The 13,180-nt window shown below is 69.1% G+C and carries 11 protein-coding genes; 4 read left to right on the plus strand and 7 right to left on the minus strand.

The features are described 5' to 3' along the window. Positions 1-337: 337 nt before the first annotated feature. From bioD to NCO8_RS25220, 4 genes are all read right to left on the minus strand, one after another. On the minus strand, positions 338-1,012 hold the full coding sequence (gene bioD / locus NCO8_RS25205) for a dethiobiotin synthase (RefSeq protein ID WP_067642769.1): 675 nt from the start codon (positions 1,010-1,012) through the stop codon (positions 338-340). Between the two features lie 65 nt (positions 1,013-1,077). Beyond that, positions 1,078-2,229: an 8-amino-7-oxononanoate synthase gene (locus NCO8_RS25210; protein ID WP_245655492.1), complete on the minus strand. Its 1,152-nt coding sequence runs from the start codon at positions 2,227-2,229 to the stop codon at positions 1,078-1,080. A 35-nt stretch (positions 2,230-2,264) separates the two neighbouring features. Next, positions 2,265-3,542, minus strand: a complete 1,278-nt coding sequence (locus NCO8_RS25215) for an adenosylmethionine--8-amino-7-oxononanoate transaminase (protein ID WP_067642775.1) — start codon at positions 3,540-3,542, stop codon at positions 2,265-2,267. A 59-nt stretch (positions 3,543-3,601) separates the two neighbouring features. Beyond that, a complete protein-coding gene (locus NCO8_RS25220) occupies positions 3,602-4,048 on the minus strand; it encodes a MarR family winged helix-turn-helix transcriptional regulator (RefSeq protein WP_067642778.1) in 447 nt (148 codons plus the stop codon). 28 nt (positions 4,049-4,076) lie between these two features. Here NCO8_RS25220 and NCO8_RS25225 point away from each other — a divergent pair, with 28 nt between their 5' ends. Genes NCO8_RS25225 through treY form a run of 3 tightly spaced genes read left to right on the plus strand, consistent with a single transcriptional unit; the run spans position 4,077 to position 9,219 of the window. Beyond that, positions 4,077-4,613 carry a cupin domain-containing protein gene (locus NCO8_RS25225; RefSeq protein ID WP_067642781.1) on the plus strand — a complete coding sequence of 179 codons (537 nt, stop codon included), beginning with the start codon at positions 4,077-4,079 and terminating at the stop codon, positions 4,611-4,613. A 57-nt stretch (positions 4,614-4,670) separates the two neighbouring features. Further along, a complete protein-coding gene (gene glgX, locus NCO8_RS25230; protein WP_067642784.1) occupies positions 4,671-6,791 on the plus strand; it encodes a glycogen debranching protein GlgX in 2,121 nt (706 codons plus the stop codon). 7 nt (positions 6,792-6,798) lie between these two features. Continuing rightward, positions 6,799-9,219 carry a malto-oligosyltrehalose synthase gene (treY, locus tag NCO8_RS25235; RefSeq protein ID WP_174550363.1) on the plus strand — a complete coding sequence of 807 codons (2,421 nt, stop codon included), beginning with the start codon at positions 6,799-6,801 and terminating at the stop codon, positions 9,217-9,219. A gap of 35 nt (positions 9,220-9,254) precedes the next feature. Here the strand turns inward: treY and NCO8_RS25240 are convergent, their stop codons facing one another. Continuing rightward, positions 9,255-9,671: a hypothetical protein gene (locus NCO8_RS25240; protein WP_067642787.1), complete on the minus strand. Its 417-nt coding sequence runs from the start codon at positions 9,669-9,671 to the stop codon at positions 9,255-9,257. Positions 9,672-9,699: 28 nt separating this feature from the next. Continuing rightward, positions 9,700-10,056 (minus strand): nuclear transport factor 2 family protein, encoded by a 357-nt coding sequence (locus tag NCO8_RS25245; RefSeq protein WP_084457462.1) that lies wholly within the window; start codon positions 10,054-10,056, stop codon positions 9,700-9,702. A gap of 157 nt (positions 10,057-10,213) precedes the next feature. Here NCO8_RS25245 and NCO8_RS25250 point away from each other — a divergent pair, with 157 nt between their 5' ends. Then, positions 10,214-12,898, plus strand: coding sequence for a helix-turn-helix transcriptional regulator (locus NCO8_RS25250; RefSeq protein WP_067642790.1), 2,685 nt, complete (start codon positions 10,214-10,216; stop codon positions 12,896-12,898). A 4-nt stretch (positions 12,899-12,902) separates the two neighbouring features. Here the strand turns inward: NCO8_RS25250 and NCO8_RS25255 are convergent, their stop codons facing one another. Further along, positions 12,903-13,118, minus strand: a complete 216-nt coding sequence (locus NCO8_RS25255) for a hypothetical protein (RefSeq protein WP_067642793.1) — start codon at positions 13,116-13,118, stop codon at positions 12,903-12,905. Positions 13,119-13,180: the final 62 nt, after the last annotated feature.

A 13,180-nucleotide genomic window follows, 5' to 3' on the forward strand; every position in this document is an offset into this window, starting at 1 on the left:
TTTGCTGTTGTTCAAATGTCCGACCTCAACAACCGGGGGGTATGCGAGGCCGGAACCAATAATAATATTGGCACTGACATTCATCGACACACTATTGAGTTCTCAAAGAACACACGCACACACTTCCGACCCGACGATCAGTCGAGGTTTCCGTGAGGCAAGGGTTCGTACTGTAGTCCAAGCAACCCGCCGGACGCAAATCCGGTCAAGCCCTGAACACGCAATCAGTCAGGCGCTCAGCGTCCTACCTCGTGTCTCAGCGGGGCTGAGTCGGTGTCCGTGTCGCTCTGACTCGAACTAAGTTACGTGCCGCCAAACACGAAGTCAAATCGGCTGGTCAGAGCAGGTTTTTCAGATCTTGGTCGAACCAGCCCGGAGCCGCACCGGTGAACCGGTCGCGGTCCCACTGTCCCACCCCTGCGGGGATGGCGCCGAGCAACGGTGTTCCGGTGATCCGGGGCAGATCGTCGCGGTTGCATTCGGAAGCGAGGTCGGGTTCATCGGGCCAGGCGCCGATGACGAGCCCGGCGCAGCGCACTCCCGCGGCAGCAAGGGTTCTTGTGGTGAGTTCGCTGTGATTGAGGGTGCCGAGGCCGGCGGCAGCGACGACCAGAACGGGGGCGCCGAGTTTCTCGGCGAGGTCGAGCAGGGTGAACTCCCCCATCCGGACCAGCAGCCCGCCCGCCCCTTCGACGAGTACCAGGTCGGCGTCGGCGAGAGTTTCGATACCCGCGACCGTCTCCGCGAGTGTCAGCATGGGCATGCCTGCCCGGCGGGCGGCGGTGTCGGGGGCGAGCGGTTCGGGGTAGCGAGCCAGCTCGAGGGTGCGGGTGACGCCGGTCAGGCGGGTGACATCGGCGAGGTCGCCGGGTTCGCCGGGCGCGATGCCGGTCTGGGCTGGTTTACACACCGCGACCGTCCGGCCCTCGGCCGACGCGGCGGCGGCCACCGCGGCCGTGGCCACGGTCTTTCCGACATCGGTCGACGTGCCGCTGATCAGAAGAACACCCATCTCGCTACCTCACCAATCCTCGGTTCATCACCGATCCGTTCCCTTCCTGCCCAGCTTCGGGCCCGTCAGACGACCAGCGCGTCCCCACGTGCCTCGGCCAGGACTTCGCCGAGCACTTCGGCGATGGTGCCCAGCTCGGCGGCGGTGAGATCGGCTCGGGCGGTGAGCCGCAGGCGCGAGGTTCCCTCGGGGACCGACGGCGGACGGAAACAGCCGACTTCGAGCCCGCGCGCTTGGCACGCCTGAGCGGCGTCGAAGGCGCGTTGGGCGTCGCCGAGAACGACCGAGACAACGGCCGAGGTCGGTTCGGGCACGCCCGCGACGCGAGCGATGTCCGCCGCGCGGTCCAGCACACGGCTGGCCATGGCCGGGTCACGGCGCAGCAGCGAAAGCGCCGCGCGGGCAGCGCCGACGGCAGCCGGTGCCAGACCGGTGTCGAAGATGAACGTGCGGGCGGCATCGATGAGATGGGCACGAATCCTGTTGTCGGCGAGCACTACTCCGCCCTGGGCGGCGAACGCCTTCGACAGGGTGGCGGTGATGACGAGGTCGGGTTGACCCGCCAAGCCCACTTCGTGCACCAATCCCCTGCCGCCCGCCCCGCGAACGCCGAGTCCGTGGGCTTCGTCGACGACGAGGACCGCGCCGTTGGCCCGGGTGACCCGGTGCAGGTCGGCCAGCGGCGCCAGGTCGCCATCGGCGCTGAAGACCGAGTCGGTGAGGACGAGCGCCCGCTCCTCGACGCGTTCGGCCAGCAGCCGGTCGACGGCGGCGACATCGCGGTGCGGCGCGACGGCGATCCGGGCACGGGAGAGCCTGCACGCATCGACGAGTGAGGCGTGACTGCCCGCGTCGGAGACGATGAAGCTGTCGCGCCCGGCCAGGGCGGTCACCACACCCAGGTTGGCGGCGTAGCCGGAGGCGAAGACCAAACCCGCTTCGGCGCCGACGAATTCGGCCAGTTCGGTTTCCAGGAGCTCGTGTTCGGCGGTGGTTCCGGTGACCAGCCGCGAACCGGTGGAACCTGCGCCCCAGCGGCGGACCGCGGCGATCGCGCCCTCGATCACTTCCGGGTGACGTACCAGGCCGAGGTAGTCGTTGGAGGCGAGGTCGATGCTCGCCTGCTCGGGTTCGCGCACGCGCAGGTGCCTGCGCAGCCCGGCGGCGGTGCGCGCGGTGGCGCGTTCGTCCAGCCAGCTCAACGGATCCGTAGTCACAGCTGAGGAGGATACTTGAACACCGTTCAGGCCGGTCATCGGATCGAGGCTTTCACGGCCGCGTGCACGGCGCCGGTGATGGAGGCGATATCGGCGGAGCTGCTGATGAACGGCGGCATGGTGTAGACGAGATTGCGAAAGGGACGCAGCCAGGCACCCGCGTCGACAGCGGCGTCGGTGGCTGCGCGCATGTCGACGGGTTCGGCGAGTTCGACGACGCCGATGGCCCCGAGCACACGCACGTCGACCACCCCCGGCAGCTCGGCGATCGGCGCGAGACCTTCGCGCAGCTCGCTTTCGATCCGTGCGACCTCACCGCGCCAATCACGCGAGCGCAGCAGTTCGATCGAGGCCACCGCGACCGCGCACGCCAGTGGGTTGCCCATGAAGGTCGGCCCGTGCATCAGACCGCCGTGCGCGGCGCTGATGGTTTCGGCGATGCGGGTGGTGCACAGCGCGGCGGCGAGGGTGAGATAGCCGCCGGTCAGCGCCTTGCCCACGCACATGACGTCCGGGGCGACCCCGGCGTGGTCGGCGGCGAAGAGCGCGCCGGTGCGGCCGAAACCCGTGGCGATCTCGTCGAAGACGAGCAGCACGTCGTTGGCGTCGCAGATGCGGCGCAGCTCGGTGAGGTAGCGCGGATCGTGCCAGCGCATACCGCCCGCCCCCTGCACGACGGGCTCGACGATGACGGCGGCCACCTCGTCGCGATGGGTGTGGATCGCGTGTTCGAGTTCGGCGACGTAGTCCTGGGTGAATTCGCGAGGCGGGGCGGGCACGAAGACCTGATCGGTGAGGACATCGGTCCACAGCGCATGCATGCCGCCCTCGGGATCGCAGACGCTCATCGGCGTGAAGGTGTCGCCGTGGTAGCCGCCGCGCCAGGTCAGCAGGCGGTTCTTGGCCGGACGGCCGAGCGCCCGCCAGTACTGCAGACACATCTTCGCGGCCACTTCCACCGAGACCGAGCCGGAGTCGCAGACGAACACCTTGTCCAGGCCCGCGGGAGTGATCTCGACGAGTAGCTGTGCGAGGCGGGCGGCCGGTTCGTGGGTGAGCCCACCGAACATCACGTGACTCATCCGCTGCGACTGCGCGAAGAGAGCTTCGTCGAGCACGGGATGCCGGTAGCCGTGCACGGCCGCCCACCAGGAGCTCATTCCGTCGACGAGTTCACGGCCGTCGGCCAGGGTGAGCCGGGTGCCCGCCGCGCTCGCCACCACCAGCGGTTCGGTGGTAGCCGGGAAACCGCCGTAGGGATGCCAGACATGGTCGGCGTCCAGGGCGGTGATCTGCTCGGGGGTCAGGTCCACAGCGTGTCCTCGTCGTTGCCCGGTGCCGCCTGCGACGGCCTTGAACACTGTTCAAGTTATCACCTGTCGCCGACGGCGGACAGACTCGCGACCGCACCGGGAATCCGGGCCAGGGCCGCGCGGACATCGCCGAGCGCGTCGGCGCCCAGCTCGCCGGCGACGGCGGCCTCGATGCGCCGGATCTCCCGCGCGGCCACGGCAAGGGCATCGCGGCCTTTCGCCGTCGGCACGATCAGGCGTGCGCGTTTGTCGGCGGGATCAGCGATGCGCTCGACATAACCACAGCGTTCGAGGTGGGTGACCAGCTCCCCCATCGACTGCTGGGTCATCCCGGCCGACTCGGCCAGGGCGGTCACCCGCGAGCCGTTCGGCGCCAGATAGCGGAAGACCGCGTAGTGGGCGGGTCGCAGTTCGGTACCGAGGCTTGTGCGCAGGGCGTTGTCGAGTTCCCGTTCGTAGGCATCGGTGGCCTGGACCAGGAGTTTCAGCAGCGTAGACCTTGACATATAGGAAGGTTACCTTTATATCTTGGATATGGCACGCACCGGCACCGTCCTCACCTTCCGCAACGGGCATCGGGTCACGCTCGTCGACCGCGGCGCCGACGAGCACGGCGCCTATCTCCGGCTCGAGCACGAGCTGCCGCGCACCGGCAGGCAGGCGGGCCCGCACTGGCATCCCGAGATCAGCGAGACGTGGACGATCCGCAGCGGGCGGGTGCGCTTCCGCATCGATGGCGCCGACGTCGTCGCCGGACCGGGCGACACCGTCACCGCACCGCCGCGTGCCGTGCACGAATTTTGGAACGAGGCCGAGGGCACGGTGATGGACCACGTGATCCGGCCGCCGCTGCGGCACTGGGAGATGTTCGAGTTCTGGAGCGGGCTGGACAATGCGAACAAGACCACCGAGCAGCGATTGCCCCGCAATCCGTTGGCGCTCGCGCTGCTGTGGGAGTACCAGGACGGCTACCTGGCCGGTCCGCCCGCGCTGCTGCAACGGTGGGTTTTCGGCGGGCTCGCCGCGCTGGCCCGGCGCACGGGCTACGCGCGGCGGTTGATGGCGGGGTGACGCAGCACCCAGCGCGAGCACGCGCGGTCAGCACGCGGATTCCTCTACTGTCGTAGCATGTCGAGCCCCAACGACCGAACCGGTGAGGTGACGCCGCTGAGCGTGTGGCCGGGCACGGCCTACCCGCTCGGCGCCACCTACGACGGCGGGGGCACGAACTTCTCGGTGTTCTCCGAGGTGGCCACCCGGGTGGAGCTGTGCCTGATCGGCGAGGACGGGTCCGAGACGCGGGTGGATCTGGACGAGGTGGACGGGTACGTCTGGCACGCCTATCTCCCCTCGGTCGTTCCCGGTCAGCGCTATGGATTCCGGGTCCACGGGCCCTACGAGCCCGAGCTCGGCCTGCGCTGCGATCCGGGCAAACTGCTGCTCGACCCGTACGGCAAGGCCTTCGACGGCGAGTTCGTCAACGATCCCTCGCTCTACACCTACGGCCTGGATTCGCTGGGCCACACCATGACCGGGGTGGTCATCAACCCCTTCTTCGATTGGGGCAACGACCGGCCGCCGAATCGGCCGTACCACGAGACGGTGATCTACGAGGCGCACGTCAAGGGCATGACCATGACGCACCCCGACATCCCCGACGAACTCCGCGGCACCTATGCCGGCCTGGCGCATCCGGCGATCATCGGGCATCTGAAAGCGCTCGGTGTCACGGCGATCGAGCTGATGCCGGTGCACCAGTTCTTCCACGATCACGTGCTGACCGATCAGGGACTGCGAAACTACTGGGGCTACAACAGCATCGGGTATCTGGCCCCGCACAACGAGTACGCCTCCCGCCGCACCGGGGACGCCGCGGTCGCCGAGTTCAAGGCGATGGTGCGGGCGATGCACGCCGAGGGCATCGAGGTGATTCTCGACGTGGTCTACAACCACACCGGCGAGGGCAACCATCTGGGGCCGATCCTGAGCCTGCGCGGTATCGACAATGCCGCCTACTACCGGCTCGACGACGACAACCCCGAGCACTACAAGGATTTCACCGGTACCGGCAACAGCCTCAATGTGCGTCATCCGCACACCCTGCAGCTCATCATGGATTCGCTGCGCTACTGGATTCTCGATATGCACGTCGACGGCTTCCGCTTCGACCTCGCCGCGACGCTCGCGCGTGAATTGCACGATGTGGACAGGCTTTCCGCGTTCTTCGACCTGGTGCACCAGGATCCGGTGGTGAGTCAGGTGAAGCTCATCGCCGAGCCGTGGGACGTGGGCGAGGGTGGCTACCAGGTGGGCAACTTCCCCAGCTTGTGGACCGAATGGAACGGCAAGTACCGCGACACGGTGCGCGACTATTGGCGTGGTGAACCGGCGACACTGGGTGAGTTCGCCTCGCGGCTCACCGGGTCGTCGGATCTGTACGAGCCGACCGGTCGACGGCCCGGCGCGAGCATCAACTTCGTCACCGCGCACGACGGGTTCACCTTGCGGGACCTGGTGTCCTACAACGAGAAACACAACGAGGCCAACGGCGAGGGCAACCGCGACGGCGAAAGCCACAACCGCTCGTGGAACTGCGGTGCGGAAGGGCCGACCGACGACCCCGAGGTGGAGGCACTGCGGGCGCGTCAGCAGCGCAATCTGCTGGCCACGCTGATCCTGAGCCAGGGCACCCCGATGCTGGCCCACGGTGACGAGATGGGCCGCACCCAGCTCGGCAACAACAATGTGTACTGCCAGGACTCGCCGCTGGCGTGGATGGATTGGTCGCTGGCGCAGCAGAACGCGGACCTGCTCGAATTCACCCGCTCGGTGATCGCCTTGCGTACCGAGCATCCGATCTTCCGGCGCCGCCGCTTCCTCGCCCCCGGTCCGGCCGACGGCGAGGGGCATCGCCGCGAGATCGCCTGGTTCACGCCCGCCGGCGCGGAGATGACCACCGACGACTGGCACAGCGGATTCGGCAAGTCCCTCGCCGTGCTGCTCGACGGCGACGGCATCCCCGAGCCCGGCCCGCGCGGGGAACGGATCAGCGACGACTCGTTCCTGCTGTGCTTCAATGCGCACGACGAAGCGCTCGATTTCGTGCTGCCCGGGCCGGAGTTCGGCGCCGAATGGGCGCTCGCCCTGGATTGTTCGACCCCCACCGGTGCCGCCGAAGCCGTTCATGCGGCGGCGACGGTGCTGCCCGTGCCCAGCCGCTGCCTGCTCGTATTGCGCCGAACCGCCTAGCGAGACGATGACCGAGACCTACGTGACCGATCCCCTGACCCGGCTGCACCGCGCGCCGATCCGCCCGAGCACGGTGCGCAGCACCTACCGCCTCCAGTTGCGTCCCGACGCGCTCACCTTCGGCGATGCCCGGGCGATTGCCGAATACCTGCAGCAGCTGGGGATTTCGCATCTATACCTGTCCCCGATCCTGACCGCCGCGCACGGGTCGACGCACGGGTACGACGTCACCGATCCGACCACGGTGTCGGCCGCGCTCGGCGGGCCTGCCGGACTCAAGGCACTGTCGGACGAGGTGCGCAGTCGCGGAATGGGTTTGATCGTCGATCTGGTGCCCAACCACGTGGGAGTCGGCGATCCGCAGCAGAATCCGTGGTGGTGGGATGTGCTGCGGCTGGGCCGGAAGTCGCCGTACGCCAAGTACTTCGACATCGACTGGAGTCCGAGCAACGGTGCGGGTGGGCGGCTGGCGCTGCCGGTGCTGCAGAACGAGAACGACCCGGCCGCGCTCACCGTCGACCGGTCCGGTCCCGAACCCATGCTCGCGCTGCACGATCTGCGGTTCCCGATCGCGCCCGGCACCGACGGCGACAACGCGCTGCGCATCCACGACCGCCAGCACTACCGGCTGGTGAGCTGGAAGGCCGGGGTGTGCACCTATCGACGGTTCTTCGCGGTGAACAGCCTGGCCGCCGTCCGCCAGGAGGACCCGGAGGTGTTCGAGGCGACGCACCGGGAGCTGGCCGCCTGGTGCGAACACGACCTGATCGACGGTGTCCGGGTGGACCATCCGGACGGATTGGCCTATCCGAGTGCGTATCTCACGCGATTGCGTCGTCTGATCGGGCCCAAGCGGTTGCTGCTGGTCGAGAAGATCCTTGCCAATCGCGAACCGCTCGACGCCACTCTGCCGATCGACGGCACCACGGGTTACGACGCACTGGCCGACGTGGGCGGGGTGCTCATCGATCCGGCCGGTGAACCCGCGCTCACCGAGCTGTCACAACAGGTGGCCGGGCACGGCAGCGATCGCGCCTGGTTCGGTGAGACCGAGCACCGGATCAAACGGGCGGTCGCCGAAACCATTCTGGCCCCGGAGATCCGGCGGCTGGTCGCCGCGATCAAACGTGACGGCAACGCGGGCAGTTTCGACACCCTCGCCGTGAGCAACGCGACCATCGAGGTGCTGGCGTTCATGCCCGTGTACCGGGTGGATTACGCGCCGCTGGCCGGGATGACCGCGGCGGTGGTCGCGGAGGTGGAGAAGCGCAATGCCGAGCTCACGGCGCCGCTGTCGGTGCTGGTGACGGCGCTGGCCGTGGGCGGGGAGGCGGCGACGCGGTTCAACCAGGTGTGCGGGGCGATCACCGCGAAAGCGGTGGAGGACACCATGTTCTATCAGGGTGCACGGCTGGTGTCGCTGCAGGAGGTGGGTGGGAACCCGGCGCGCTTCGGCCACTCGGTCAACGATTTCCACCTGTCCAACAGTGAGCGCTCGCAGCGCTGGCCGGCGACCATGACCGCGCTGTCGACGCACGACACCAAGCGCGGCGAGGATGTGCGCGCCCGGATCGGTGTGCTCTCGCAGGTGGCCGAGCTCTGGTCGGAGCGGGTGCGCGGCTGGCTCGAAACCACACCGGCGCCCGACGGTGCCACAGCATTGTTCCTGTTGCAGAACATGTTCGGGGTGTGGCCTGCCGACGGCCGGCCCGCTTCGTCGGTGCCGGGGCTGCGTGACCGGTTGCATCTGTTCGCGGAGAAGTCGATCCGGGAGGCGGGGACCAAGACGTCGTGGGAGGAACCCGACGCGCAGTTCGAGTCGGCGGTGCACGCCTGGCTCGACGCGGTGATCGACGGGCCGGTCGGCACCGGGATCGGCGATCTGGCGCACGAGCTGGCACCGCATGCCTGGTCGGACGCGGTGTCGCAGAAGCTGCTCCAGCTGTGTGCGCCGGGGATTCCGGACATCTATCAGGGCACCGAGGTGTGGGAGGACTCGCTGGTCGACCCCGACAACCGGCGGCCGGTGAACTTCGCGGTGCGGGCGGGGATGCTCCAATCCCTCACCGACACACCGACTCTCGACACCACGGGGGCGGCGAAGATGTGGGTGGTCGCCTATGCGCTGTGGTTGCGGCGGGAGCGGCCGGAATGCTTCGTCGGCGGGATGTACCGGCCGTTCTACGCGGTCGGTGAGCACGCGCACCGGCTCGTCGCCTATGGGCGCGGGCCCGCCGGGGAGGCGCCCGAGGTGATCGTCGCGGCCACCCGGCATTCGGTCGGGTTGGCCGCGACGGGGTGGACCGACACCACCCTGCCCCTGCCCGAAGGCACCTGGACCGACAGGTTGACCGGCAACACCTATGCGGGCACCGTGCGGCTGGACACGTTGTTCACCCGGTTGCCGGTCGCGCTGCTGGTGCGCTGAGAAACGCGGGACCGCCTCGGCGATCCCGCGTCCGTTCAGCGTCGCAGGCCCAGGTATTGCAGGGCGGCGAAGGCGCCGACCGTCATCGCCTGCATCACGGCCCACACGGCGCCGACCGTCGTCAGATTCAGGGCGCCGGTGACGACCGCGGCGAGACTGGCGAACACCCAGGCGGCGTTGCCGATCGCGACACCGGCCGCGGCTGGCCGGTTGATCGGCGACCTGGCACCGATGACGGCGACGGCCAGGCCGTAGGCGGTGAGGAAGGCGCCGATCGCCAGGCTCGCGGTGGTGTCGAGGCCGAGCAGACGCTCGAGCGGGCCCGCGAGGGCGAGGTAGGCGATGCCGTTGGCGCCGGTGACGACGGCGTCGGTGCGCAGCGACAGGCGGAGCAGGTTCTCACCCGAGGTGAGCAGGGCGGACAGGCGGCCGGGGCGGGTGACGGTGGTCATGGCGGATCTCCTGGTGTGTGAAGGGGTTTCAGGCGGCGGCGGGAACGTGGTCGAGGAAGCCGTAGACGCGGTCGATGCGGCCGTCGACGAGGACGGCGACGTCGAAGCCGATCACCACGGCGTCACCGTCGGCGGGGCCGAGGCCCCAGGTGAAGCGGACCTGGTCGTGGTGGGCGTCGACCGGGCCGGCCAGCCGGAAGGTCCAGTCGGGGAACTGGGTCTGCACGCCGGCGATGGCGGCTTCGAGTTCGGCGTGTCCGTTCACCGCGACCATCGGGTCGACGTAGCCGACCTGCGGGGTGAACAGCCGGGCGACGGCGGAGCGGCGGGCGCCGGGCTCGCGAGTGTTCCAGGCTTCCAGGTACTGCGCGACGACGGTGTTCATCTCGACCTCCGAAATAGTCTCTGAGCTGGTGTTTCGCTCGTTGTTTCTGCGATGACACCAACGTTATGGGTCGAGTGGGGGTCGGCGAATCAGTCGCCAATAGGTACTTTCGCGACGCGGCTACTGTCATCGCCGGTACGGCGATACGGTTGAGCACATGCTGCACGGACGCGACGCCGAACAGGCCATGCTCGACGACCTGCTCGCCGGTGCGCGTGCCGGGCGCAGCGCGGCCCTCGTGATCCGCGGCGAGGCGGGAATCGGAAAGTCCGCGTTGCTGGATTACGCTGCGGCACAGGGCCTTCCGACGGCACGAAGCGCGGGTATCGAATCCGAGGCCGAATTGCCCTTCGCCGCATTACATCTGCTGGTGAAACCGGGCATGGAACTGGTCGGGCAGTTGCCACCCCGCCAACGCGACGCACTCGAGGCGGCCTTCGGCCTCGGTGAGCACGCACCGGCCGACCGGATGCTCATCGGCCTCGCGGTGCTGACGCTGTTGGCCGAGGAAGCCGCCGACGGCCCGCTGCTGTGCATCGTCGACGACGCGCACTGGCTGGACCAGGCCACCGCCGACGCGCTGCTGTTCGCCGCCCGCCGGCTCGATGCCGAGGGGGTGGTGATGTTGTTCGCCACGCGCACCGGTCCCGGCGATTTCCCGGCGCCCGGGCTGCCGGAGCTCACCCTGTCGGGTCTCGCGCCCGAGGCTGCCGCAGCACTGCTCGATGCGGGCGCGACCCGGTTGCCACCGGCCACCCGTTACCGTCTGCTCACCGAGTCGGGCGGGAATCCCCTTGCCCTGCTGGAACTTCCGTTGGTTGTCGGTGAGGGCGTCGTGGATGCGGCGAACCCGCTCCCCCTGACCCAGCGGTTGCAACTGGCCTTCCACAGCCGTATCGCCCGGCTCCCGGCCACCACGCGCACCGTTCTCCTGGTCGCCGCCGCGGCGGGCGCGGCGGAGATCGGACGAGTGCTGCGTGCCGCCACCACCCTCGGGGCGGACCTGCCGGACCTGCAACCGGCAAAGGACGCGGGCATGGTCGACCTCGACGGCGGACGGCTCAGCTGGCACCACCCGTTGCTGCGCGCGGCGGTCTACCAGGGAGCGGCGCTGTCTCAGCGGCTCGCCGCCCATCGCGCACTCGCCGACGCTTACGCATCGGCAGTCCTCGACGACAACGACGCCGACCTGCGCGCCTGGCATTCTGCCTGCGCGGCAACAGGGCCCGACGAGGAGACCGCCGCCGCGCTGGAGAACACCGCCGATCGGGCGCGTCGACGCAATGGCTTTCACGGGGCGGTCGCGGCGTACGAGCGGGCGGCGGCGCTGAGCGTCGACAGTGCGGCGCGGGTGCGACGGCTGGTGCTGGCCGCCGAGACGGCTACCGAGGCCGGGCTCACCGAGCAGGCTGCGCGCTTGGCCGAGCGCGCGGCCGCCCTTGCCGGTGGTGGCGAGTACGAGCAGCGGCTCGAGCTGGTGCGGGCGCAAGCCGAGTTCGCTTCGGGTACACCTTCTTCCGCGCATCGGCGCTTCATGTCGGCGGCCCGTGCGGCGCGCAGGGACGACCCGGGAACCGCTGCCCGCATCCTGACAAGGGCGGTGCACACCGCCTGGTATCTCGGTCCCGCCGAGCTCGACGAGGTGGCCGGGTTCCTGACGACGTTGCGGTTGGCGGAGGACGACCCGGCCACGCCGATCGCGCGCTATCTGACCGGCTCGGTGTCGGGCAGGCGCACCACCGACCTGCGTGCCGTCGTCGACGCCGCGCGCGCGGCAGGCGCCGACAGCCCCGCCGACCTGGTGCAGCTGTGCGGTAGTGGGCTCGTCGTCGGACAGGACGACCAGGTCGACGAGGTGGCCGCCGAACTCGTCGTCGAGTGCCGGGAGCAGGGGCGCATCGCCCTGCTCGCGCCGCTGCTGTTCTTCCGTGCCGAATGCCAGCTGTTCGGTGGACGGCCACGGGAGAGCCGGGTCGCCGCCGAGGAAGGGCTGGGGATCGCCCGCGATATCGGGCAGGCGCAGTGGGTCAGTCAGCTGCATGCCTTCCTCGCCTACTTGGCGGCGCTGCACGGTGACGAGCAGCGCTGCCACACCGAGGCGGAGCAGGCGGTAGCCGATCAACTCGGCGGGCCGATGGCGGTCGGGGCGTCCTGGGCCCACGCGGCTCGGGGACTGCTCGCGCTCGGCGACGGCAAGCTCGACCGGGCGCAGGCCGAACTCGAACATATGACGATCGAACCCGCGCGTCACCACGTGATCGGCCTGCGCACGCTGCCGGATCAGATCGAAGTCGCCGTCCGCCTCGGCGCCACCGACCGTGCGGACGAAGCCCTGACCAGGCTCATCGAGTGGTCGGAGCGTGCCGAGCAGCAGTGGATCGCCGCCTTGGCGGCACGTGGGCGGGCGCTGCTGGCCGAGGATCCCGAACCGCATTTCCGCACCGCCCTCGTCGGCAACCGGCCTTTCGAGGAGGCCAGGACCCGCCTCCTCTACGGCGAATGGCTCCGCCGGGACAAACGCAAGGTAGATGCGCGCTCGCAGCTCGAGCAATGTGCCGACGTCTTCGATCGGCTCGGTGCCACGCCATGGCTCGAACGAGCACGAACCGAGTTGAGCGCCCTGGGCGTGGGGACAACCGCCCGGGCCGACGACGGACCGTTGAGCCTGCTCACACCACAGGAATCACAAATCGTCCGGTTGGCCGCGCAAGGACTGTCGAATCGGGAGATCGCCGCGCGGTTGTTCCTGAGTCATCGCACGGTCGGGCATCACCTGTACAAGGCCTATCCGAAACTCGGTGTGGTGTCGCGCGGCGAACTGAGCGCGCTCGACCTCGAGTGACCGGTCAGCTGCGGGAAGGTGTGCTCGCGGCGCCGACGACCCAGCGAAGAGCCGCGACCGATGCGGCGGCGAGCACGGCGACCTGCGGCGATCCGACGACGAGCAGGAGCAGCGCGGCGACCACGAGCCCGGCGACCAGCGCCTCGAGCTTGTAGACCGGCCACGCGATGCCGGCGACGTCGACCGTCGCGGATGCTGTCGATGGGGTCACCACTGCCATGCACACAGGATAGGCGCAAACAAGAGTTCGGTCCACCGAAACCTCACCGTCGGGTGAGGTCG

The organism is Nocardia coubleae NBRC 108252 (assembly GCF_001612805.1).
In the GTDB taxonomy this organism is placed as follows: Bacteria; Actinomycetota; Actinomycetes; order Mycobacteriales; family Mycobacteriaceae; genus Nocardia; species Nocardia coubleae.